This window comes from Roseateles sp., assembly GCF_047654805.1.
Taxonomy (GTDB): domain Bacteria; phylum Pseudomonadota; class Gammaproteobacteria; order Burkholderiales; family Burkholderiaceae_C; genus Pelomonas.
In genome coordinates this window covers 1882147-1903979 of sequence record NZ_JASGIV010000001.1, presented here as the reverse complement: position 1 = coordinate 1903979, position 21833 = coordinate 1882147, and the positions used below count along the sequence as shown (strand labels likewise).

21 protein-coding genes are annotated in these 21833 nt (G+C 70.6%); 16 read left to right on the top strand and 5 right to left on the bottom strand.

Annotated features, from left to right (window positions below):
• Window position 1: 1 nt before the first annotated feature.
• The 13 genes from QM732_RS08410 to QM732_RS08350 all read left to right on the top strand — a co-directional run bounded on the left by QM732_RS08410 (window position 2) and on the right by QM732_RS08350 (window position 13435).
• Window positions 2-1729 (top strand): GspE/PulE family protein, encoded by a 1728-nt coding sequence (locus QM732_RS08410; protein WP_415655719.1) that lies wholly within the window; start codon window positions 2-4, stop codon window positions 1727-1729.
• On the top strand, window positions 1726-2958 hold the full coding sequence (locus QM732_RS08405; protein WP_415655718.1) for a type II secretion system F family protein: 1233 nt from the start codon (window positions 1726-1728) through the stop codon (window positions 2956-2958). The genes QM732_RS08410 and QM732_RS08405 overlap by 4 nt, the downstream gene beginning before the upstream one ends.
• Window positions 2959-3102: 144 nt before the next feature.
• Window positions 3103-3495, top strand: coding sequence for a type II secretion system protein (locus tag QM732_RS08400; RefSeq protein ID WP_415655717.1), 393 nt, complete (start codon window positions 3103-3105; stop codon window positions 3493-3495).
• A gap of 4 nt (window positions 3496-3499) precedes the next feature.
• Window positions 3500-3946 (top strand): Tfp pilus assembly protein FimT/FimU, encoded by a 447-nt coding sequence (locus QM732_RS08395; RefSeq protein WP_415655716.1) that lies wholly within the window; start codon window positions 3500-3502, stop codon window positions 3944-3946.
• Window positions 3947-3982: 36 nt separating this feature from the next.
• Entirely contained in the window at window positions 3983-4543 is a 561-nt protein-coding gene (locus QM732_RS08390; protein ID WP_415655715.1) for a type IV pilus modification PilV family protein, read from the top strand.
• Entirely contained in the window at window positions 4521-5318 is a 798-nt protein-coding gene (locus tag QM732_RS08385) for a type II secretion system protein J (RefSeq protein ID WP_415655714.1), read from the top strand. Before QM732_RS08390 ends, QM732_RS08385 begins: the two co-directional genes overlap by 23 nt.
• Before the next feature lie 26 nt (window positions 5319-5344).
• Window positions 5345-5755 (top strand): agglutinin biogenesis protein MshP, encoded by a 411-nt coding sequence (locus QM732_RS08380; protein WP_415655713.1) that lies wholly within the window; start codon window positions 5345-5347, stop codon window positions 5753-5755.
• On the top strand, window positions 5752-8916 hold the full coding sequence (locus tag QM732_RS08375) for a DUF6701 domain-containing protein (protein ID WP_415655712.1): 3165 nt from the start codon (window positions 5752-5754) through the stop codon (window positions 8914-8916). Before QM732_RS08380 ends, QM732_RS08375 begins: the two co-directional genes overlap by 4 nt.
• Window positions 8916-9911, top strand: a complete 996-nt coding sequence (locus QM732_RS08370; protein ID WP_415655711.1) for a hypothetical protein — start codon at window positions 8916-8918, stop codon at window positions 9909-9911. Before QM732_RS08375 ends, QM732_RS08370 begins: the two co-directional genes overlap by 1 nt.
• Entirely contained in the window at window positions 9911-10603 is a 693-nt protein-coding gene (locus tag QM732_RS08365; RefSeq protein ID WP_415655710.1) for a hypothetical protein, read from the top strand. Before QM732_RS08370 ends, QM732_RS08365 begins: the two co-directional genes overlap by 1 nt.
• The gene (locus tag QM732_RS08360) at window positions 10600-11283 is read left to right on the top strand and encodes a hypothetical protein (RefSeq protein WP_415655709.1); all 684 of its coding nucleotides are present in this window, start codon (window positions 10600-10602) and stop codon (window positions 11281-11283) included. The genes QM732_RS08365 and QM732_RS08360 overlap by 4 nt, the downstream gene beginning before the upstream one ends.
• Complete coding sequence (locus QM732_RS08355; RefSeq protein WP_415655708.1) at window positions 11280-11663, top strand: hypothetical protein; 384 nt, start codon at window positions 11280-11282, stop codon at window positions 11661-11663. Before QM732_RS08360 ends, QM732_RS08355 begins: the two co-directional genes overlap by 4 nt.
• Window positions 11660-13435 (top strand): secretin N-terminal domain-containing protein, encoded by a 1776-nt coding sequence (locus tag QM732_RS08350; RefSeq protein WP_415655707.1) that lies wholly within the window; start codon window positions 11660-11662, stop codon window positions 13433-13435. The genes QM732_RS08355 and QM732_RS08350 overlap by 4 nt, the downstream gene beginning before the upstream one ends.
• On the opposite strand, the gene selD is transcribed toward QM732_RS08350, so the two are convergent.
• Window positions 13436-14509 carry a selenide, water dikinase SelD gene (gene selD, locus QM732_RS08345; protein WP_415655706.1) on the bottom strand — a complete coding sequence of 358 codons (1074 nt, stop codon included), beginning with the start codon at window positions 14507-14509 and terminating at the stop codon, window positions 13436-13438.
• 29 nt (window positions 14510-14538) lie between these two features.
• On the opposite strand from selD, the gene QM732_RS08340 reads away from it, so the two are divergent.
• From QM732_RS08340 to phnE, 3 genes are read left to right on the top strand one after another with little or no spacing between them, the layout of a single operon-like run.
• Complete coding sequence (locus tag QM732_RS08340; RefSeq protein ID WP_415655705.1) at window positions 14539-15366, top strand: phosphonate ABC transporter ATP-binding protein; 828 nt, start codon at window positions 14539-14541, stop codon at window positions 15364-15366.
• Complete coding sequence (locus tag QM732_RS08335; RefSeq protein ID WP_415655704.1) at window positions 15357-16181, top strand: PhnE/PtxC family ABC transporter permease; 825 nt, start codon at window positions 15357-15359, stop codon at window positions 16179-16181. The genes QM732_RS08340 and QM732_RS08335 overlap by 10 nt, the downstream gene beginning before the upstream one ends.
• A 5-nt stretch (window positions 16182-16186) precedes the next feature.
• A complete protein-coding gene (gene phnE / locus QM732_RS08330) occupies window positions 16187-16999 on the top strand; it encodes a phosphonate ABC transporter, permease protein PhnE (protein ID WP_415655703.1) in 813 nt (270 codons plus the stop codon).
• Window positions 17000-17015: 16 nt separating this feature from the next.
• Here the strand turns inward: phnE and QM732_RS08325 are convergent, their stop codons facing one another.
• The 4 genes from QM732_RS08325 to QM732_RS08310 all read right to left on the bottom strand — a co-directional run bounded on the left by QM732_RS08325 (window position 17016) and on the right by QM732_RS08310 (window position 21830).
• On the bottom strand, window positions 17016-18854 hold the full coding sequence (locus QM732_RS08325) for a right-handed parallel beta-helix repeat-containing protein (RefSeq protein ID WP_415655702.1): 1839 nt from the start codon (window positions 18852-18854) through the stop codon (window positions 17016-17018).
• Between the two features lie 116 nt (window positions 18855-18970).
• Window positions 18971-19879 carry a DMT family transporter gene (locus tag QM732_RS08320; protein ID WP_415655701.1) on the bottom strand — a complete coding sequence of 303 codons (909 nt, stop codon included), beginning with the start codon at window positions 19877-19879 and terminating at the stop codon, window positions 18971-18973.
• Window positions 19876-20370 carry a methylated-DNA--[protein]-cysteine S-methyltransferase gene (locus QM732_RS08315; RefSeq protein WP_415655700.1) on the bottom strand — a complete coding sequence of 165 codons (495 nt, stop codon included), beginning with the start codon at window positions 20368-20370 and terminating at the stop codon, window positions 19876-19878. Before QM732_RS08315 ends, QM732_RS08320 begins: the two co-directional genes overlap by 4 nt.
• Window positions 20367-21830, bottom strand: coding sequence for an Ada metal-binding domain-containing protein (locus tag QM732_RS08310; protein WP_415655699.1), 1464 nt, complete (start codon window positions 21828-21830; stop codon window positions 20367-20369). Before QM732_RS08310 ends, QM732_RS08315 begins: the two co-directional genes overlap by 4 nt.
• Window positions 21831-21833: the final 3 nt, after the last annotated feature.

The window sequence follows — 21833 nt, the reverse complement described above, 5'->3', positions numbered from 1 at the left end:
CATGACAGAAGCCGACGCCGCAGCAGCCCCCCGCCCCAAACTGCGTCTCGGCGACGTCCTCGTCGAGCAGCAGCTGATCTCGGCCGAGCAGCTCGGCCAGGCGCTGGAGCTGCAGCGTGCTACCGGCAAGAAGCTCGGTCGTATCCTCATCGAGGCCAACCTCATCACGGAGGAGGCCCTGGCCCACGTGCTGGCCCGCCAGCTGCGTGCGCCCTTCGTCAACCTCAAGACCTTCCCGCTCAAGACCGAGCTGGTGCGCCTGTTGCCCGAGACGCCGGCGCGGCGCTTCCGCGCACTGGTGCTGGAGGAGCGCGGCGACACCCTGCTCGTCGCCATGGCCGACCCGCTGGATCTGTTCGGCTTCGACGAGCTCGCCAGGATACTCAAGCGCCGCCTGGCCATGGCCGTGGTGGCCGACAGCCAGCTCGCGGCCGTCTACGACAGGCACTACCGCCGCAGCGACGAGATCTCCGGCCTGGCCAAGGCGCTGGAGAAGGACATTGGCGACGCGGTCGACTTCGGCACGCTTCAGGCCAGCGTCGGCCAGGAGGGCGCGCCCGTCGTGCGGCTGCTGCAGTCGGTGTTCGAGGATGCGACCCGGGCCGGCGCCTCCGACGTGCACATCGAGCCCCAGGAGGGCGAGCTGGTCATCCGCAACCGCGTCGACGGCGTCCTGCAGACGCTCACGCAGGCCGACAAGCGCATCGCCCCGGCCCTGGCCCAGCGGCTGAAGCTGATGGCCGGCCTGGACATCTCCGAGAAGCGCCTGCCGCAGGACGGCCGATTCACGCTGCGGCTGTCGGACCGAACGCTGGACGTGCGCCTGTCGACCATGCCCAGCCAGTACGGGGAATCCGTCGTGATGCGCCTGCTGGGCCAGGGTTCGGCGCTGCGGCGGCTGAACGACATCGGCATGCCTGAGGAGATGCTCAAGCGCTTTCGCGAGCTGCTGGCGCGCGACGCCGGCATGATCCTGGTCACCGGCCCGACCGGCTCCGGCAAGACCTCCACGCTGTACGCCGCACTGGCCGAGCTGGACTCGGAGAAGCTCAAGATCGTGACGGCCGAGGATCCCATCGAGTACCGGCTGCCCGGGCTGACCCAGGTGCAGGTCAACGACAAGATAGAGCTGGACTTCGCCAAGGTGCTGCGTGCCGCGCTGCGCCAGGACCCGGACGTCATCCTCGTCGGCGAGATGCGCGACGCCGAGACCGTCGAGATCGGATTGCGCGCGGCCATCACCGGTCACCTGCTGCTTTCCACGCTGCACACCAAGGACACCATCTCCACGCCCTTCCGGCTGCTGGACATGGGCGCACCTCCCTTCATGGTGGCCACCTCGCTGCAGGCCGTGCTGGCCCAGCGCCTGCTGCGTGGCGTCTGCAAGCACTGCGCCGAGCCTCATCTGGCCACGCCGCAGGAGCAGGCCTGGATCCACGAGGTGCAGACGCTCAACGGCGAGGCCCCCGGTCCCGTGGCCAGTGTCAGGGGGCGCGGCTGTTCCGAGTGCAACGGCACCGGCACGCAGGGCCGGCGTGGCATCTACGAGATGCTGGAGATCGATCCCGACATGGCCCTGGCCATCCAGAGGAGTGACGCCGGCGCCTTCCTCGCCGCGGCGCGCCGCGCACTCCGGGGCCGCACGCTGGCCGACCGCAGCCTGGCCCTGGTGCGCGAGGGCAAGACGTCGCTGGCCGAAGCCGTGCGCATCAGCGTCGACGCCGAATGAGCAATTTCTCGTTCAAGGGGCGCAACGCCCGCGGCGAACTGGTTGAAGGCATCGTCGACGCCGCCAGCAGCGACGCCGTGGCCGCCCAGCTGATGGCCGGTGGCGTCGTGCCCGTCAGCATCGAGGCGACGCTGGACACCGTCGACACGGCTGGCGGCGGCAACTGGCTGCAGGCCCTGCTCGCCAAGCCCATCACGCGGGAAGACGCCCTGGTCCTGACCCGTCAGCTCTATACGCTGCAAAAGGCCGGTGTACCCATCCTGCGCTCGCTCGCCGGCCTGCAGGCCTCCACCAGCCACGCCGGCATCGTGCAACTGCTGCAGGACGTCCACGCGAGCCTGGACCAGGGCCGCGAGCTGGCCACTGCCTTCGCCCGCCACCCCCATGTCTTCAGCAGCTTCTACGTCGCCATGACCCGCGTCGGCGAGCTGAGCGGCCGGCTGACCGAGGTCTTCCAGCGCCTGTCGGAGCACCTGGAGTTCGAGCTGGACATCCGCGCGCGCATCAAGCAGGCGCTGCGCTATCCCATCATGGTGGTCGTCGCGATGGCCATCGCGCTGGTCGTCATCAATCTCGTCGTGCTGCCGAAGTTCGCCGACGTCTTCGCGCACTTCAAGAGCGAGCTGCCGCTGATGACGCGCGTCCTGCTCGGCTTCTCGGGCTGGACGGTGAAGTGGTGGCCGCTGATCCTTGCCGGCGGCATTGGGCTGGCGCTGGCCTGGCGAAACTGGATCGCAACCACCGGCGGACGCTACGCCTGGGACCGCTTCAAGCTGCGCCTGCCCATCGCCGGAGGCATCGTGCTCAAGGCCACGCTGGCCCGCTTCGCGCGCAGCTTCGCGTTGGCGAGCAGCTCCGGCGTGCCCATCAGCCAGGCCCTGACCGTTGTCGCCCAGACCGTGGACAACGCCTACATCGGCGCGCGCATCGAGCAGATGCGCGACGGCGTGGAGCGCGGCGAGAGCATCTCGCGCTGCGCGACCGCCACGGGTGTGTTCACGCCCATCGTGTTGCAGATGATCGCGGTCGGCGAGGAAACAGGCGAGCTCGACACGCTGATGACGGAGATCGCGCAGATGTACGAGCGCGAGACAGACTACGCCATCAAGGGCTTGTCTGCCGCCATCGAGCCCGTCTTGCTGGCCATCATCGGCGCGCTGGTGCTGGTGCTCGCGCTGGGCGTGTTCCTGCCGCTGTGGAACCTGGGACAGGCCGCGATGGGCCGTTGAGCCCGGCGTGTGAAGCCTGCAACGGTTTCCCGTCCCGCAGCTGTCGCTCATAAAGTATGTGCGCTATTCACTTCTCATCGCTGGCCGGGTGATCGATATTTCCGTCACCCCGCACCACAGCGCAGCAAGCGCAGGAAGGCATCCATGAACAAGTCCAGCCAGGCCGGCTTCACCCTGATCGAGCTGGTGATGGTCATCGTCATCCTCGGCGTGTTGGCGGCCGTGGCGCTGCCCAAGTTCATCAACGTCGACGACGATGCCAAGCAGGCCGCCGTCAATGGCATCGCCGGCTCGCTGAGCTCTGCCTCGGCCATCAACTACGCCAGCCGCAAGGCCAAGGGCGAAACAGGTACTTCCGCGGGCAACAAGACGGTCCAGGTCGCCAACTGCACCGACGTCGCCGGCGCGCTGCAGGGCGGACTGCCGAGCGGCTACACGATCACCTCGCTCGCCATCACCGCCGAGAACACCGTCAGCTGCACCTTGACCGGTCAGAGCAGCAAGACCGCCAGCTTCACCGCCACTGGCATCTCCTGATGCCATGCCACGCACCTCGCGTGGCTTCACGCTGATCGAGCTGATCCTCGTCATCGTGATCACGGCCGCCCTGGCGGTGTTCGCCCTGCCCAGGGTTCTGGACACGACGCTGTGGCGGCTGCGTTCGTTTGGCGACGACCTGATGGCCCGCCACCAGGCCATGCTGAGGCTGGCCCTGCAGCAGCGCCGCCCCATCGTGGCCACCATCACCGCCACGGGCGTCAGTTGGGCCTATGCGGGCGGCGGCGCCATTGGCACGCTGACATGCCCCGCCACCGAGAGCCCCTGCATCGCCGAGGGTGGCAGCCGCTCGGTGACCTTCAACAGCGGCAACAGCGGCGCCACGGCCACGAGCACCGGTGCGGCGATGACCGCCACTGTCGCCTACGGCAGCTACAGCCAGGGCTACCGCATCGAGGCTGACACGGGGCTGATCTACCCCACGCCCTGAGGTCGCACCATGCACTGCTCGGCTAGCATTTCGCGCATGCCGGCCATGCACCCCGGGCGACGCGCGCGCGGCCTGACCCTGATCGAACTGCTGCTCTTCGTCGTCGTGGTCGGCATCGCCCTGGCTGCGATGCTGCAGGTCTTTGTCTCCGCGACCCGGGCGAGCGCCGACCCCATGATCCGCCGCCAGCAGCTCGCCATCGCCGAGTCCATGCTGCGCGAGGTGCAGCTGATGCCCGTCACATGGTGTGATCCGGATGACGCCAACGTCGCAGTGGCCAACACCACGTCCGACTGCGCGACGACGGCCGAAGCCATCGGCCCCGAAGCTGGCGAAACACGCTACGGTCCGACCTACTTCGACAACGTCAACGACTACCAGGGCTTCTCGATGGCGGGCATCCGCGGCATCGACAACAACCTCGTCAGCGGCCTGGCCGGCTATTCCGCCAGCGTGGCTGTCGCCCCCGCGGCGCTGGACTCGCTGAGCGCCAGCGGTGAAGCCCTCAAGATCACCGTCACCATCACCGGCCCCGACGCCAGCACGCTGGTGCTGCAGGGCTGGCGGACCCGCTATGCACCGCAGTCGCCATACTGAGTCGGGCTTCACGCTGATTGAGGCCGTGATGGTGATCGCCGTCACCGGCGTCGTCGTCGCGATGGTGGCCGTCTTCATTGCGCCGGCGACCAGCGCCTACTTCGCCAGCGCCGCCCGTGCCCAGCTGAGCGACGAGGCCGACACCGCGCTGCGCCGAATCGCCCGCGACCTCGCTGCGGCACTGCCCAACAGCGCCCGCATCAACGGCCAGAGCCTGGAGCTGATCCCGGTCAGCGGCGCGGCACGCTACGCGGTGGCCACCGCCGACCCGCTGCTCTTTGGCACGCCGGATACCAGCTTCGACATCGTCGGGCCGTCCCTCAAGCTCTCCGCCGCAGGCCAGCGCCTGGCCTGGTACAACCTCGGCCCCGCCGTGCCCGATGCCGACGCCTATACGCTGGCCAACGTGCGCGTCGCGGCGACCGCGGCCGGCAACGCCGCCAACGTGGCGATCAGCGGCGCAGCCCTGCCCAATGCGCTGCAGGCGCCACCCTACCGCGTCTATGCGATCGAGCAGCCTGTCAGCTACCGCTGCGACCTCGCCGCCGGCACGCTGACGCGCTACAGCGGCTACGGTTTCTCCGCCGCCCAGCCCGACCCGCCCAGCGGGGGCAGCGCGGCGGTGCTCGCCCGCCACGTGAAGAGTTGCAGCTTCAGCTACGACACACCGCCCATCGCCATCCGCTATGCACTGGTGACGATGCGCCTGGAACTCAGCTCCAACAACGAGACCGTGGCGCTGTACCACACGGTCCACCTGGACAACCTGCCCTGACCATGCGCGGCTTCACGATGATGTCCATGCTCTTCATCCTGGTCGTGCTGGCGGCCTTGGGAACGGCCCTGGCGTCCCTGAGCCAGCGCCAGCAGCTCGGATCGGCCGGCGAGCTCGCCGCCGCCAAGGCCTACCAGGCGGCATTCGCCGGCCTGGAGTGGGGCAGCTACCAGATCCTGCGCGCCACCGGCCAGCCGGGGTGCTTCGCCACGCGCAGCTTCGCGCTGCCCGACCGCTTGTCCGACTTCACCGTCACCGTCAGCTGCACGCGCACGCCCGCCAGTGGCGCGGTGTCCGACGGCGACGAGAGCCTGGCCTTCTACACGTTGCTGGCGACGGCCTGCAACCTCCCCGGCGCGGGTGGCTGCCCCAATGGGGGAACGACCGAGCCAACCTATGCCGAACGACAGCTGAGCCGCAGCCTGAGCAAGAAATGAAGCGCTGGCTGCCCCCGCTACTGGTCTCGCTGCTGAGCCTGGTCCTGCCGACGCCGGCCGCCGCGACTGCCTACACCCTGCCCGGCAACATGCCGCCCGGCTGCACGGGCAGCAATGGCAGCTACAGCTGCCCGGCCCTCAGTCTGGGCTATGCCGACACCATCGCCCTCGCCGCCCCAAAGCCGGCCACGTTGACCATCAACGGCAACTTCAGCACCAACAACGCCCAGATCAACCAGGCCGGCAGCAGCAGCGACCTGAGCCTCATCGTCAACGGCACGCTGACGCTCGGCTACCAGGCCAGGATCAAGGCCAACATCGCGGCTGGCAGCGTCAACGATGCCGGCGGCGGCAACGTCGTCATCACCGGTGACCTGACGGCCAACGGCGGCAACATCTCGCTGGCCTATCAGACCTCCGTTAGCGGCAACCTCGCTGCCAGCGGCAGTGGCACCATCAGCACGGCCCAGAACGGCAGCATCGGCGGCAGCGTCACAGGCGGCAGTGGCAGCATCAGCATCGCCGAATCCAGCACGGTGGCCGGCGACGTGAGCGGCAGCGGCGCGATCACCGTGGTCCAGTCCGCGACAGTCAGCGGCGACATCGTCGGCGCCGCCGGCACGGTCAGCGTTGGCTACCAGGCCAGGATCAACGGCAACATCAGCGCCACGGGCGTGATCAACCTCGCCCAGGGCTCGCGCGTGGGCGGCACCGTCACCGGCGGCACGGGCAACGTGTCCGTCGGCTACGCCGCCACTGTCGTCGGTGCCCTCACGACCAGCAGCGGCACCATAGGCTTCGCCCAGAACGCCGTCGCCTCGTCCTGCGTCACGTCCACCGCCGGTGCCAGCATCACGCTGGGCTACCAGAGCAGCATCAACAGCGTGTGCTGCGGCGCGAGCTGTACCCGAAGCTGTGTCGTCAACAACTCGACCTATGCGGTGCCACCTGCCTGCACCGGCTCGGCCGTGGGCAGCTTCGCCATCGCCGGCACGGGCAGTGCATCCACCTGCACGCCGCAGACGCTGACCATCATCGCCAGGGACGCTTCCGGCAACACGCTGACGGGCTACACCGGCACTGTCAACATCAGCACCAGCACCGGCTCGGGCATCTGGACGGCGGGTGCCGGGCCCGCCCCCTCGGGCACCCTTCTGGCGCCGGCCAACAACGGTCAGGCCAGCTATACCTTCGTGGCGGCTGACGCAGGCATCGTCCGGTTGCGGCTCGCGCACAGCCTGGCGCAGAACCTCACCGTCACCGTCGTCGATGGCGCGGTCAGCGGCAGCAGCAGCACCTCTGGCGTGCTCAGCTACCGCGACAACGCCTTTGTCTGGACCGAGGACCAGAACAACCGGATCAATGGCAGCTTCGTTGCCGTGGCCGGTCGCAACCACGACATGCAGGTGAGCCTCTACAAGAAGGATCCCGTCACCGGCAACTGCAGCATCGCCACCGACTACAACGGCAGTCGCAACCTGAAGCTCTGGCGCACCGACAACGGCGGCCCCTGGGTGGCGCCCGGCGTCGTCAGCCCCGCACTGACGGTGCCCGCCGCGCGCCCGGCGGCCAACAACCTGACGCTGAGCTTCACGGCTGGCGTCGCCGGCTTCAATCTCGCGACGAGCAACGTCGGCAAATACGCCTTCAGCGTCGACGACGATTCGTTGAGCGCCGCTGCCACGACGGTCAGCGGCACGAGCGCCGACCTCACCGTGCGCCCCCTCACGCTGGCGGTGACTGGCCTTGCGATGGGCGGCACCGGCAACCCCGGCGGCAGTGCGGCGGCGGATGCCGTCTTCGGCAGGGCCGGTGCCGCCTTCTCGGCCACGGTGACGGCCTACCGCTGGAGCTCGGCGGCCGATGCCAATGACGACGGCGTCCCCGACGCCGGCGTGACGCTTGCCCAGGCTTCGGCGGGCGGCGTCGCCACGGGTTTTGCTGCCAGCGTCGCGCTGACGCCCCTGGCCGGCTCGCAAACCCCGCTCGCGACCGCAGGCGGCGTGCTCGGAACCCTCGGCAACAACGTCGTCAGCTCCTTCGCCGCCGGCACCGCGACGGCCAGCAACCTGGTGTACAGCGAGGTCGGCAGCTTCGTGCTCAACACCAGCGGCGTCGTCGGCGGCTACCTTGGCACCGCCGGACTAAACCTGGACGCCCTCGCCTTCAACGCTTCCGGCGCCCAACAGCCACGCGTCGGCCGCTTCATCCCGGCCGGCTTCAGCCTCGGCAGCGCCAGCGTCATGCACCGCGCCGACCGCGGCTGCACGTCAGCCTCCACCTTCACCTACCTGGGCGAGAACTTCCAGCTCGGCTTCACGCTGACGGCGCAGAACGCAGCCGGCGCGACGACGCGCAACTACATCGGCGACTTCGCCCGCCTGGACCTCGGAACGGCCACCAACCTCAAGCTTGCAGGCATCGCTGGCAGCACGATGTTCAAGACCGCCAACGGCAGGCTTGCACTGGGCAGCAGCAGCGGCAACTGGGACTTGGGCGTCGCCAGCGTCACGCTGACGGCCAGTGCCACGCGCACGACGACCCCTGACGGGCCTTTCGACACCGCCAGCTTCGGCATCGCGCCGGTGGACCTGGACGGAGCCGCCATGTTGTCGCTGGATCTCGACACCGACAGCCCGGCGAACGGTGCCGACAGCGTCCGGGTGGGCACAATCCCTTTGCGCTTCGGGCGCCTTCGCCTCCAGAATGGGACGGCACCGGCGAACCGGACGCTCACCTTGCCCCTGGCCGCGCAGTATTGGAACGGCAGCGCCTACAACACCAACACCTTGGATTCCTGCACCCGTATCAGCGCCAGCCAACTGAGCTTTGGCAACCTGCGCAATGTGGCGGCCGCCAATGCGGGCACGACCGGTGCTGTCAGCACCATCACCTCCGGGCTTGGCGCCATCGTGCTTGCCGCTCCCGGCAGCACCGGCCTTGCTGCCTACGATGTCGCCATCGCGCTGGACGCCGCCACACCGCCGGCGGACGCTTCCTGCCTGGCATGGACGCCGGCCAAGGCCGCCACCACCGGCGCCGCGTTGACCGCGTTGCGCGGCAACTGGTGCGGCAGCAGCTTCAAGGACCCCAGTGCCCGTGCAGTCTGGGGGATCTACCGCGGCAGCGACGGTGTGCTCTACCAGCGGGAGAACTACTGATGCGCTGGCCTTGGTCCCCGCGCCGAAGCGGCCAGCGCCTGCTGTTGCGCCGCCTCGGTGCCCAGCATGCCTTCGTGCTGACCGATGGCGCGCCGGGCCTGCACGGTGCGGGCCAGCCCGTCCGGCTGCTGCGCTGGGGCCTGCTGACGCAGGCCAGCCCCCTCGCTGCCGGCGATGTCATCGCACTGCTGGATCCGGCCGAGTACCAGATCCTCAAGGTGGACACCCCCAACGTACCGCAGGAAGAACTCAAGGCCGCGGCGCGCTGGCAGATCAAGGAGATGGTGGACGTGGACGTCGCCGAGCTGACGCTGGACGTCATGCATGTCGGCGGCGACGTGGAGCGGGCGCATCGCCAGCTTTTCGTCGTCGCGGCGCGCAACCGCGCCATCAAGGCCTTGACCGACGGCGCCGCCGGTCTGAGCGACCAGGTCTCCATCGTCGACATCTGGGAGACATCGCTGCGCAACCTGCTGGCCCACCAGGCGCGCGCCGATGGCCTCGACGCGCGCGCCTGCGCGGCCGTCCTCATTGACGCGGGCCAATGCCTGCTGGTCGTTGGCACCGGCGACGAGCTCTTCTACACCCGGCGCATCGAGGCCGACCCCGGCCTGCTGGCGCGCGCCAGTGGCGAGCAGCCCGAAGGCCCGGCGACCGAGCTGCCGCTGGGTTTCGAGTACCAGCCCGGCGGCACTTTCGACGCCGGCGCTCCCCAGGAGTCGCCGCTGGTCGTCGAGTTGCAGCGTTCCATCGACGTCTGGGAGCGCAGCTGGCCCGAGCTGCCGCTGGCGCGCCTGTACGTCATCTCTGCCGGCCACGGCCCCGAGGTCGCGACGCTGATCCAGCGCGAGCTGGGCCTGCGCACCCTGGCCCTGGACCCGTTCGCGGCCTTCGCCGCCGGGCGGCCCGAGCCCGAAGGCGACGCCGCTGGGGCTCTGGCTGCCTGCATCCCCCTGCTGGGCGCGGCCCTGCGCACCGAGAGCAGGCAGTTCTGATGGCCCAGCAAGTCAACCTGCTGACCCCCATCCTGCTCGCCCCCAGGCGGCATTTCTCGGCGCTGACGCTGCTGCAGGCCACCGGGCTGCTGGTGGCCGCCGGTGTCGCAGCCGCGCTGTGGATGCGGCACCGCGACCACCAAGCCGAAGCCGATCATCAAGCCCTGCTGGCCCGGTACGCCACCGAGCGCCAGCAACTGGCCGTGGCGCAAGCCGGCCTGCCACCGCCCCAGGACGTCGGCAGCCTGCAGCAGCAGCTCCAGCCGCTGGAGGCCGGCAATGCGCAGCGCGGCGCCTTGCTCGCCAGCCTGGGCGACGCAGGCGGCCAGCGCCACTCCGAGCTGCTCGCACTCCTCGGCCGCAGCCTGCCCGAGTCGGCCTGGCTCAGCGAGCTGCGCTATGCACCGGGCCGGGTCGAACTCGTCGGCGGCACGCTGGACACCGGCGTGCTGCGGCCTTGGCTGGGCCGGCTCGGCGCCCACCCGCTGCTCGCCGGACAGGAGCTGTCGGCCCTGCGCGTCGAGCGCCTGGGGACGCCGGCTGATGGGACTGGTGGCCGCCCGCTGCTGGAACGCGGTGACGCCCTGGCCCGCAGCCCGTTGCCGGTCTGGGCCTTTCGCGTCGTCAGCGCGCCGGCAGGAGCTGCCAGCGCTGCCAGCGCGACCAGCGCGCCCCCCGGAGCCGCACCATGAAGGCTCAGACCACCATCGACCGTGCCCTGCTGCGTCGGCGCCTGGCGCCGCTGCAGGCTGCTTGGGAGCGCCAGGCCCAGCGCATCGATGCGCTCAGCCTGCGTGAGCGTGTCATCCTCTTCCTGAGCATCGTCGCCGTGCTGGCGGCCCTGTTCGACACGCTGGTGCTGTCGCCGCACGCCGAGCGCGGCAGGCAGCGCAGCGAGGTGGCCGCCCAGCAGGCGGCTGAGCTCGCTCAGCTGCGCCAGCAGCTCGTCGCCGCGAGCCAGGGCGGCAGCGATCCTGCCGGCCAGCTGCGCCGGCGGCTTGACACCGCCCGTGCCGAGCGCGTCCGGCTCGACGATGCGCTGCGCGGCGCCGGCTCGGCCAGTGCCGGCGAAGCGCTGTCCGCGGTGCTGCAGCGGCTGCTGGCCAGGCAGCCAGGCCTGGTGCTGGAGCGTCTGCGGCTGCTGGACGGTGCGACCGGCGCCGTCCAGCAGATGCCGGCACTTGCCGGCGTGAGCTGGCAGGGCGTGGAGCTCCAGGTGCAGGGCAACTGGCGAGACCTGCAGGCCTATCTGCAGGCGCTGGAGCGCGAGCTGCCTGGCCTGCGCTGGGGCGAGATGCGGCTGAGCGCGAGCAGCGGCAACGAAGCACCGCGCCTGCAGGCTGAGGTCTTCCTGCTGAAGGTGCAGCGATGAGAAGGTCCTGCCGGCTGTTCCTGCTGCTTGTGCTGGTGTCGGCGCTGGCGCGTGCCGACGAGCCCGCCCGCGACCCCACTGCCTTGCCGCCCGCGCTGCGCAACGCGCTGGCGCCCGTCCCGGCGGCCTCCGGCGCCGCAACTGCGGAGCCGGCCATCCGCCAGGTCGTCTTCGTCGATGGCCGCGGCTATGTCGTGCAACGCGGCCGGCGCTATGGCATCGGCGAGCAGCTCGACGGCGCGCGCATCGAACGCATCACAGAGCAGGCCGTCTGGCTGCGCGAGGCCGGCCAGGTCCGCCGCGAGCCACTGTATGGCGGTGTCGAGAAGCGCCCGCCGCCGGCCGCGCCAGACGCCAAGAAATCCAAGGAGAAGCCATGAAGGCCCACGCCCCCCGTCTCTTGCTGCTCAGCGCCGCCATGCTGCTGGCGGGCTGCGCGGACAAGCCGCTGCGCGTGGCCCAGCCCAGCCAGGCGCTGCGCGAGGAACTGCAGGCCCAGCGCGGCGCGCCGCCCGCGCCAGCAGCCTCAGAGCCGGCTGCCCTGCAGCAGCTCCCGCCCGTGCCGGCCCCGGCGCCCGCCCTGCCCCCCGAGCCGCGCTTCGACCTCATCGTCAACGGAGCACCCGCCCGTGACGTCTTCCTGTCCCTGGTCAGCGACACGCGCTACAGCATGCTGGTGCACCCGGCCGTGTCGGGGCAGCTGTCGGTCACGCTCAAGGGCGTCACGCTGCGCGAGTCGCTGGACGCCATCCGCGAGGTCTACGGCTTCGACTACGCCATCGACGGCCGCCGCATCACCGTCTTCCCGCCGACGCTGCAGACCCGCGTCTTCACCATCAATGCGCTGGCCCATCAACGCAGCGGCCGCAGCGAGGTGCGTGTCAGCTCCGGCGCGGCGCCGGCCAGCACCGCGAGCCCCGGTGCGGGCGGCACGACGCCTGCCGGCAACGGCACGACCAACACGGTGCTGCAGCAGGAGAGCAGCCAGCTCAGCACCAAGGTGTCCAGCGACTTCTGGACGGAAACGTCGGCGGCGTTGCGCGCCCTGGTCGGCACCGGCGAGGGCCGCACCGTCATCACCAGCCCGCAGACCGGCACGGTAGCCGTGCGCGCCATGCCCGAGGAACTGCGCCACGTCGAAGCCTGGCTGAAGGCGACGCGCATCTCGGTCGAGCGCCAGGTCATGCTGGAGGCCAAGATCGTCGAGGTCGAACTGCGCGAGGGCTACCAGAGCGGCATCGACTGGTCGCGCATAGGCGATCGCGGCGCCATCGGCCAGACCAGCGTGAACCCTTCCATCCCCAGCGGCGTCAACACCATCATCAACCCGCTGGTGAGCAACAGCCGCGGGCTGCCGGTGCTGTCCACCGGCACGCAAAGCCCGGCCTGGCCCGACCTCATCCCGCTGCCCTCGGCGGGCGGCGGCAGCTTCGGCCTGGCGCTGAGCCGCGGCGGCTTCCAGGCGCTCCTGAGCTTCATCGAGAGCCACGGCGACACGCAGATCCTCTCCAGCCCGCGCATCGCCACGCTGAACAACCAGAAGGCCGTCCTCAAGGTCGGCACCGACGACTACTTCATCACCGGCATCAGCGGCAGCAACAGCAGCACCACGACGGGCACCACCGGCAACAACGGCATTGCGAACCAGATCCCGACGCTGACGCTGACGCCCTTCTTCAGCGGTATCGCGCTGGACGTGACGCCGCAGATCGACGCGGCCGACATGATCACGCTGCACGTCCATCCCTCGGTGTCCAACGTGACCGAAAAGGTCAAGCAGGTCAACCTCGGCTCGGTGGGCAACTTCCAGCTGCCGCTGGCCAGCGCCAGCGTCAACGAGAGCGACACCGTGGTGCGCATCCCCGATGGTCACATCGTCGCCATCGGCGGCCTGATGCAGATGGAGGCCACGCGCCGCGGCTCGGGCCTGCCCGGCGCCGACAGCAACCCGCTGACGTCCATGCTGTTCGGCAACCGCGCCAACAACGGCCGCAAGCGCGAGCTGGTGGTCCTCATCAAGCCCAGCATCATCCGCAGCGCGGAGGACTGGGAGCAGCACAACCGCCTCGTCAGCGAATCGCTGGACGACACCGAGAGCCGGTCGCGACGCGTGATCCGGCTCGACGGGACGCCGGAATCCCGGCCGAAGTGATCAGGCCACGACCTGCAGCGGCCTGTCCTGGGCCGGTGTGACGCGTCCCACCACCGCCGCCGCGTCGAAGCCGTGGTTCGCGAAGACGGCCAGCACGGCATCCACCGCACCAGGTTCGCAGGACACCAGCAGTCCGCCACTGGTCTGGGGGTCGGTCAGCAAGGCCTGATCCTCGGCGGCGAACGCCGCCGGCAGCAGCACGTCGCCGCCATAGCCGGCCCAGTTGCGCCCCGACGCGCCGGTGACGAAGCCGCGCGCGGCCAGCTCGCGCACGCCCGCCAGCAGCGGCACGGCACGCCAGTCCAGCTCCACCGTGCAGCCCGCACCGCGCGCCAGCTCCAGCGCATGGCCGGCCAGCCCGAAGCCGGTCACGTCGGTCAGCGCATGCACGCCCGCCAGCGCCGCCAGGTCGGGGCCGGGCGTGTTGAGCCGGGTGGTCGTCTCGATCATGCGGGCATAGCCGCCCGCATCGAGCTGGGCCTTCTTCAGGGCCGCGCTCATGACGCCTACGCCCAGCGGCTTGCCCAGCACCAGCACGTCACCCGCTCGCGCATCGGCATTGCGCTTGACACGCCGGGGGTGCACCAGGCCCAACGCGACCAGTCCGTAGATGGCCTCCACCGAATCGATGGTGTGGCCGCCCGCGATGGGGATGCCCGCCGCACGGCAGACCGAAGCGCCGCCCTCCAGCACGCGGCCTATGGTCCGCGTGGACAACACGTTGATGGGCATGCCCACCAGGGCCAGCGCCAGGATCGGCCGCCCGCCCATCGCGTAGACGTCGCTGATGGCATTCGTCGCGGCGATGCGGCCGAAGTCGAAGGGATCGTCGACGATGGGCATGAAGAAGTCCGTCGTCGCGATCAGGGCCTGCTCGTCGTTGAGCTGGTAGACGGCGGCATCGTCGGACGTCTCGATGCCCACCAGCAGTTCCTTGGGGATGGGCAGGGCCGCGGTGCCCTTCAGGATCTCGGACAGCACGCCCGGGGCGATCTTGCAGCCGCAGCCGCCGCCGTGGGACAGCGAGGTCAGGCGGGGTTCGGCGGCTGGGGCAGGACAGGTTTCTGAGCTCATGACCCGACTCTACCGATAGAGTCGGCCCCGTGAAGATCGTCCTGCAAGACCTTTGCGCACGCCACGCCACCGCCCGGCGCGGCGTGCCCGATGCCCTGGCCGGCCTGAGCCTGGACGTTGCCGAAGGCGAGCAAGTGGCCGTCATCGGCCCGTCGGGTGCCGGCAAGACAACGCTGCTGGAGGTGCTGGCCTGCGCCAGACCGCCATCGCAGGGCCGGCTGGCGCTGGACGGCAGCGATCCATGGGCCCTGCCGCGCCGCGCGCTGCAGGCCCTGCGCGGCCGGCTCATCCTCGTGCCGCAGGTGCCGCCGCTGCCGCCGCGCCAGCGCGTCGTCACGGCCGTACTGGCCGGCCGGCTGCCGGGCTGGAGCCTGTGGACGGCGCTGCGTTCGCTGTTCTATCCGGTGGACATCCCGGCGGCCGATGCAGCCCTGGATGCCTTCGAGCTCAGCGACAAGCTCTTCGAGCGCGTGGATCGCCTGTCGGGCGGTGAGCGCCAGCGTGTGGGATTGGCCCGCGCCCTCGTCGCGCCGGCGCGGCTGTGGCTGGTGGACGAGCCGCTGTCGGCGCTGGACCCGGCGCGCGCCCAGCGCGCCATCTCGGCACTGGCGCGCGAGGCCTCGGCGCGCGGCGTGACGCTCGTGGCCACGCTGCACCAGGTGGACGTGGCCCTGGCTCACTTTCCGCGCATTCTCGGCCTGCGCGACGGGCGGCTGATGTTCGACCTGCCGGCGCGCGAGGTCACGCCCGAGCTGCTGGCGCGGCTGTACGCCGCCCACGAGCATGAGTTGCACGGTGCCCTGCCTGCCGACGAGCCACCCGCGCCGTCGCCGCCGGTGGTGATGCAATGCCGCTGAACCCCGCCCGGCGCGACCCGGCTTGGCTCGCCCGGCTTGGCCTGACGGCCGCGGCCCTTGCGCTGCTGTGGCCGCTGCTGGTGGCCACCGAGTTCCGGCCCTGGCTGCTGCTGGAGCCGGATTCGCTGCGCGTGACCGGCCGCTTCCTCGGCAGCTTCCTGCCGCCGGCGTTCAGCGGCGAGTTCCTGCTGATGCTGGCCCGCGAGACCTGGCGTACCGTGGCCATCGCCACGGCCGGCATCACCCTGGGCCTCGTCATCGCGGTGCCGCTGACGCTGGTCGCCACGCGCACGCTGTCGGTGTCGGCGCTGAACGGGCGCATGGCTGCACTGCCCTGGGCCGTGCGCCAGGCCGTGCGACTGCTGCTGATCCTGCTGCGCAGCATGCCGGAGCTCGTGTGGGCCCTGGTCTTCGTGCGCGTCGTGGGCCTGGGACCCGCGGCGGGCGTGCTGGCCATCGCGCTGACCTATGGCGGCATGCTGGGCAAGGTCTATGCCGAGATCCTGGAGAGCGGCGACGCCCAGGTCACCCAGACGCTGTTGCGCAACGGCGCCTCGCGGCTGCAGGCCTTCGCCTATGGCCTGCTGCCTCAGAACGCTGCCGAGCTGACCAGCTACACCGTCTACCGCTGGGAATGCGCCATCCGCAGCTCGGTGGTGCTGGGCTTCGTCGGCGCCGGCGGGCTGGGCCAGCAGATGGACAGCTCGATGAAGATGTTTGCCGGCGGCGAGGTGATGACGATGCTGCTGGTCTTCGTGGCCCTGGTCGCCCTGGCCGACCGGCTCAGCGCCGCGTTGCGGCGCTCACTGGGATGAGGTCCATGCGAAGCAAAGCAGCCAACCAGCCCTACCGCCTGCCGCCGCCGCTGTTCGATGCCCGCAGCCGTGCGGCGTGGCTCGTGGCCGGCCTGCTGGGGCTGGTCGTCGCGAGCTTCCTGTCGCTGGACCTGAAGCTGGGTAGCTTCCTTTCGGGCGAGGCGCTGGCCAGCATGGGCCGCTTCCTGGGCGAGTTCCTGCCACCTGACCTGAGTGCGGCCTTCGTTGCCCGCGTGGCCGCGGGCGCATGGGAGACGCTGGCCATGTCGGCCCTGGGCACGGTGCTGGCGGCACTGGCCGGCGTGCTGATGGCGCTGCCGGCCAGCCGGCTGAGCGGCCCGTCACGCGGTGCGATGCGGCTGCTGCTCAATGCACTGCGCTCGGTGCCAGAGCTGGTGTGGGCGGCGCTGCTGCTGATCAGCGCCGGCCTGGGGCCGTTCGCCGGCACGCTGGCTCTCGCCATCCACACCAGCGGTGTGCTGGGCCGGCTGTTTGCCGAGGCGATCGAGAACGCGCCGCCCGGGCCCGGCGCCGCGCTGCGCGCCCAGGGGGCCGGCCCGCTGCGCGTCTTCCTGTATGCGACGCTGCCGCAGGTGCTGCCGCAGCTGATGAGCTACACGCTGTACCGCTGGGAGAACAACATCCGCGCAGCGGCCGTGCTGGGCGTCGTCGGTGCGGGTGGCCTGGGCCAGCTGCTGATGTTCCACATGGGCCTGTTCCAGATGGACAAGACGGCCACCGTGCTGATGGCCATGCTGGTGCTGGTCGTGCTGGTGGACGGCGCCAGCTTCGCGCTGCGGCGCTGGATGACGCGCTGACGCGCTGAGGCTTGGCCTAGTAGGCGCCCGGCAAGTGGTTGGCAGCCGTCCAGCCCAGCAGTCGGCGCAGCTCTGGCGGCACTGGCAGGGGCTGCACGCCTTGCGGCACGCGGGCCAGCTCGAAGCGGCGCAGATCCGGGCTGCGGAACACGGCAGCACCTTGTGACGCGAACGCCCTGCCCCGGCTCTCCACGCCCGGCACGGCCTGGCGGAATTCGTCCAGGCTTGCGAAGGTGGTCTGGCAGGGCGTGCCCGGCACGGGCGCCCAGCTGAGCAGCGGCTGGCCCGCGCGGCCCGCTTCGGCGCGGATGTAGACGTTGCCATCGATGCGCTCTGCCATCGGCGCCGTGACCCGGCCGCAGGTGGCCGGCGACTGCTCGATGCGCAGCAACGCCCCCTTCAGCGCCGCGTCGGCCACCAGCAGGTTGCCCTCGAAGACATGGCCCACGCGCTCGTTCACGTCGGGCCCCGTCTGCGGATGCCAGCCGAAGTGGTCGCCCTGGGCGCTGCGTTCGTTGCGGTCGATGAGCACCGGCGAGTTGACGAAGGTGTTGTGCTGCACCTTGGCGCCGGCGCTGTTGAGCACGCGCACGCCCTGCTGGTTGTTCACGAACACGTTGCCGGCGACCGTGATGCCCTTGGAGATCTCGAAGAACAGGCCGGCCTGCGTGCCCTCCACGTGGTTGTTGACGAAGACGCCATCGCGGTTGCCGACGTCCCACCAGACGCCGTTGGAGTGCGGCTGCTCGACGACGAGGTTGTCGCGCACCGTGACGCGGTGGGACTGGTTGAAGATCTTCACTGCGGCCGGGTAGTAGCCGGTCAACTGGCGCACGTTGTTGCGCCGGATCAGGTTGCGCTCCAACAGCACGTCCGACGAGCCGATGACGTAGATGCCCTCGGTGCCGGTGTCGCTGATCAGCGAGTTGCGGATGACGAGCCCGTCACCGCGGAAATAGCCGGCCACGCGCGAGCAGTGCGTGATGGTGACGTTCTCCAGCAGCGTGCCGACGACTTCCTTGCCATGCTGGCCTTCGGGCGAGGGGCCGACCGGGTCGTCTGTCGGTTCCTCGGACACCGGCGTCGACGGCTTCTTGCCCTCGATGTCGATGGCGCGGTAGGCGTACTGGGTGAAGGTGAGTCCGCGCAGTGCCGGGCCCTTGCGGTCCGGGGTCTTGCCGTGCACCGGCCGCGAGGGGCGGTGCAGCGCGATGTCATGGGCCGTGATCTCCACCGTGCGGCCGGCGGGATCGGTGCCGATGTAGACGTAGCCTTTGTCGTAGTCCACGTAGAAGCTGCGCGCGCTGAGCTCGCCCTCCCATCCGGCGGTCTGCAGCGCCTCGCCGTCGATGAAGACCATGTCGTTGTTGAAGCGGTGCAGTGGCGTGAGCATGCCCTCGCGGTCACGTTGCCACCAGCCCAGTGGCCGGGCGGGGAACAGCGTGGCCCACTTGGTGCGCCAGACGTTGCGGCCCAGGCTCTGCCATTCGGCGGCCACGCGCGAGCCCTTGAGCACCGGCACTTCGTCAAGGTAGGGCTGGATCGTGACGCCCTGGTTGAGCTGCAGCCCGCCGGTGCGGTAGGTGCCGCCGCGCATGACGATGGCGTCGCCGGTGACCACGCGGGCCATCGCAAACTCGATGGACGTCGGCTCGCCGGTCGAGGCGCCCGATGCCTGGGCCAGGCCGTCCGGCGCGACGAAGTAGACATGGGCCGCCTTGGGCACGTCGTAGCGCTGGGGCACGGGACCATAGGGGCCGCCCGAAGGCTGGGCGACGGCGGCTGCGGCCAGCAGTTGCGCCGCGAGCAAGCCGGCGGCGCAGGCCTGTCGGCCTGAGGGGAACGGGAATCTCATGCGGCCTCCACGGCACCAAGGTAGCGCTACCAATTATTGTGGCCCGCACCCTACCACTGTTTGCGATGCCCGCGGCAGCACCATGCAAAACCGCGGGGTCGCTTCTCCCGTCAGCGTCAGCGCGCCCGGGGGGCTGCGGGCGCACCCGCCGCCCGGGAGCCGACCAACCCCAGCGCCAGCGCGATGCCCACCAGCACGATGGCGCCGCCTGCCACCATCTGCGCCGTGACGGCCTCGCGCAGGAAGATCGCGCCCCAGAGGATGGCGAACAGCGGGATCAGGAACGTGACGGACACGGCGTTGGTGGGCCCCACCCGGCTCATCAGCCGGAAGTACAGGATGTAGGCCAGCGCGGTGCAAAGCGCGGCCAGGGCCACCGCGGCGCCCCAGGCCACGCTGCCGGGCATGGTGGCGGGCCACAGCCAGGCCGCCGGAAGCGCGAGCAGCAGCGCCGCAGTGAACTGGCTGCCGGTGGCCACGGCCAGCGGCGACACGCCGGCGAGGTAGCGCTTGGTTGCGTTCGCAGCCAGTCCGTAGCAGAGCGTGGCTGCTGCGCAGGCACCCAGGGCCAGCAGGCCACTGTGGTCCGCACCGGGCTTGAAGCTGGCCTTGTCCCAGGCGAGGAAGGCCACGCCAGCGAAGCCGATGACCAGACCCAGCACGCGCGTGGCTGTGAGGCCCTGGCGCAGCCAGACGAAAGCGACGATGGCTGTCCACAGCGGTGTCGTGGCATTGACGATGCTCGACAAGCCCGCCGTGATGGACAGCGCTGCGTACGAGAACAGCGCGAAGGGGATGGCGCTGTTCAGTGCGCCGACCAGCAGCAGCCCCTTCCAGTGCGTGCGCAGTGCCGACAGCTGCCCCCGCGACGCCAGCAGCGGAATCAGCATGACGCTGGCCAAGCCCACGCGCACGGCTGCCAGCACGACAGGGCCGAACTCGTGGGCGCCCAGGCGCATGAACAGGAAGGACGCGCCCCAGAGCGCCGCGAGCAGGACGAGCTCGCCGATGTCGAAAGCCTTCATGCCGTGGTGCCCTCCAGGCTCAGCAAGGCCTGCTTGCGCTGCAGGCCGCCGGCATAGCCGGTGAGCGAGCCATCGGCGCCGACGACGCGGTGGCAGGGAATGAGGATGGAGATGGGGTTGCGCCCAACGGCTGCCCCCAGCGCGCGTGCGGCCTGAGCGCGGCCCAGGCGTTGGGCCAGGTGCCCATAGGTGTCGGACGCGCCCGGCGCGATGGCGAGCAGGGCCTGCCAGACCTCGCGCTGGAAGGCCGTGCCGGCCGGGTCCAGCGGCGGCATCGTGAATGACTGCCCCCCGAAGTAGGCGTTGAGCGCGACCTCGGCCGCCGCAAGCACGGCATCGCTGCCGTCATCCTCGGGCACGTCCAGCGCGCCGGGGTGGTGCTTCTGGCCGTCGAACCACAGGCCCGACAGGCCCGCGGCGCTGCGTGCAGCCGTCAGCGGGCCCAGGGGCGTGGCGATGCGGCGCTGCAGTATGTGATGCTGGGTGTTCATGCGTGTCTCCAGAGATGCAGGACGGCGTAGCTGCGAAAGGGCCGGAAGCGCTCCGCGGCGGCGAGATAGGCCTTGGGCGGCAGCAGCGGGCCGTCGCGGCTCAAGGCCTTGCGCAGCACGACATCGCCGGGCGGAAAGCTGTCGGGCCAGCTCCAGCCGCGCATCAGCATGTAGCCCGCCGTCCAGGGGCCTATGCCGGGAATCTGCGTCAGCTCGTCCGCAGCCGCCTCGGGCGTGCCCTCGCGTCGGGCAAAGGCGAGCGCCGGCCAGGCCTGGGCCAGCGCGACAAGGCTGTCGGCGCGGCGACCGATGATGCCCAGCGACGCGATGTCGTCGCGCGTCGCCGCGGCGATGCGTTCGGGGGTGGGAAAGAGCCGGTCGCAACCAGGGGGCGCATCGGCCAGGGGCTCGCCGAAGCGTTCGACGAAACGGCCCGCCAGCGTCCGTGCGGCAGCAACCGTCACCTGCTGGCCCAGCACGGCGCGCACGGCCAGCTCGAAGCGGTCCAGGCAGCCGGGCAGCCGCTGCCCCGGCACGGCGCTCCCGTCCTGCAAATTCGCCAGCGCGGCGGCAATGGCCTGCGGATCGGCATCCAGGTCCAGCCAGCCGCGCAGCAGCGGCAGCAGCGTGCCGGCGGCCGGCCACAGCGCGGGCGACAGTTCAACGCCCACCTCGCGGGCCTTGTCGAAGCTCACGCGCAGCCAGCCTGCATGGCGCCGTCCGGCGTGCGTCAGGGCCAGCGTGCGCGTGACGCCGGCGTCGTCCACGGCCTCGACACCGGCCACGGCGCGCGGTGCGAGAAAGGCCAGCACGCCTGCGACGTCGTAGGGCTCTCGATAGGCCAGCCGCAAGCGTGGTGCGGGCCCCGCACCCCTGCCCTCGCGCCCGACGCGGCGAAGGGCCGTCGGTTGCAGCCGGTAATGCTCGACGAAGGCGGCGTTGAAGCGGCGCAGGCCGGCAAAGCCGGCCGCATAGGCGACCTCCTGCACGGGCAGCGTGCTGTCCGTCAGCAGGGCCTTGGCCAGCAGCAGCCGGCGCGTCTGCAGGTACTGCAGCGGCGACACGCCATGCTCGGCCTGGAAGATGCGGCGCAGGTGGCGGCTCGTGATGCCCAGATGGGCGGCGAGCTGCTCGACGCTGGCCTCGGCGTCGTCGCAGGCATCCAGCCATGCGGCCGCCTGGGCCGCCAGAGTGCGCGAGGCGTCCGTCGTCGTCCACGGCAGCGGGCGCGGCGCCAGCTCGGGCCGGCACTTCATACAGGGACGAAAACGCTCGGCCTCGGCCTGGGCGGCCGTCGAGAAGAAGCGGCAGTTCTCGCGCCGAGGCAGCCGCACGCGGCAGACGGGACGGCAATAGATGCCGGTGGACGTGACGCCCACGTAGAGCTGCCCGTCAAAGCGCGCATCGCGCGCTTGAAGGGCGGCGTAGGCCGCGTCGGGGGGCAGGATCTCGGACGACATGCA

What these genes read in the sequence shown, in the direction of transcription:
- QM732_RS08410 (WP_415655719.1), top strand. Translation starts at nt 2, where the DNA reads ATGACAGAAGCCGACGCCGCAGCAGCCCCCCGCCCCAAACTGCGTCTC.
- QM732_RS08310 (WP_415655699.1), bottom strand. Translation starts at nt 21,830, where the DNA reads ATGTCGTCCGAGATCCTGCCCCCCGACGCGGCCTACGCCGCCCTTCAA.
- QM732_RS08335 (WP_415655704.1), top strand. Translation starts at nt 15,357, where the DNA reads ATGCCGCTGAACCCCGCCCGGCGCGACCCGGCTTGGCTCGCCCGGCTT.
- QM732_RS08355 (WP_415655708.1), top strand. Translation starts at nt 11,280, where the DNA reads ATGAGAAGGTCCTGCCGGCTGTTCCTGCTGCTTGTGCTGGTGTCGGCG.
- QM732_RS08360 (WP_415655709.1), top strand. Translation starts at nt 10,600, where the DNA reads ATGAAGGCTCAGACCACCATCGACCGTGCCCTGCTGCGTCGGCGCCTG.
- QM732_RS08405 (WP_415655718.1), top strand. Translation starts at nt 1,726, where the DNA reads ATGAGCAATTTCTCGTTCAAGGGGCGCAACGCCCGCGGCGAACTGGTT.
- QM732_RS08365 (WP_415655710.1), top strand. Translation starts at nt 9,911, where the DNA reads ATGGCCCAGCAAGTCAACCTGCTGACCCCCATCCTGCTCGCCCCCAGG.
- QM732_RS08370 (WP_415655711.1), top strand. Translation starts at nt 8,916, where the DNA reads ATGCGCTGGCCTTGGTCCCCGCGCCGAAGCGGCCAGCGCCTGCTGTTG.
- QM732_RS08400 (WP_415655717.1), top strand. Translation starts at nt 3,103, where the DNA reads ATGAACAAGTCCAGCCAGGCCGGCTTCACCCTGATCGAGCTGGTGATG.
- QM732_RS08395 (WP_415655716.1), top strand. Translation starts at nt 3,500, where the DNA reads ATGCCACGCACCTCGCGTGGCTTCACGCTGATCGAGCTGATCCTCGTC.
- phnE (WP_415655703.1), top strand. Translation starts at nt 16,187, where the DNA reads ATGCGAAGCAAAGCAGCCAACCAGCCCTACCGCCTGCCGCCGCCGCTG.
- selD (WP_415655706.1), bottom strand. Translation starts at nt 14,509, where the DNA reads ATGAGCTCAGAAACCTGTCCTGCCCCAGCCGCCGAACCCCGCCTGACC.
- QM732_RS08320 (WP_415655701.1), bottom strand. Translation starts at nt 19,879, where the DNA reads ATGAAGGCTTTCGACATCGGCGAGCTCGTCCTGCTCGCGGCGCTCTGG.
- QM732_RS08350 (WP_415655707.1), top strand. Translation starts at nt 11,660, where the DNA reads ATGAAGGCCCACGCCCCCCGTCTCTTGCTGCTCAGCGCCGCCATGCTG.
- QM732_RS08380 (WP_415655713.1), top strand. Translation starts at nt 5,345, where the DNA reads ATGCTCTTCATCCTGGTCGTGCTGGCGGCCTTGGGAACGGCCCTGGCG.
- QM732_RS08375 (WP_415655712.1), top strand. Translation starts at nt 5,752, where the DNA reads ATGAAGCGCTGGCTGCCCCCGCTACTGGTCTCGCTGCTGAGCCTGGTC.
- QM732_RS08390 (WP_415655715.1), top strand. Translation starts at nt 3,983, where the DNA reads ATGCCGGCCATGCACCCCGGGCGACGCGCGCGCGGCCTGACCCTGATC.
- QM732_RS08385 (WP_415655714.1), top strand. Translation starts at nt 4,521, where the DNA reads ATGCACCGCAGTCGCCATACTGAGTCGGGCTTCACGCTGATTGAGGCC.
- QM732_RS08325 (WP_415655702.1), bottom strand. Translation starts at nt 18,854, where the DNA reads ATGAGATTCCCGTTCCCCTCAGGCCGACAGGCCTGCGCCGCCGGCTTG.
- QM732_RS08315 (WP_415655700.1), bottom strand. Translation starts at nt 20,370, where the DNA reads ATGAACACCCAGCATCACATACTGCAGCGCCGCATCGCCACGCCCCTG.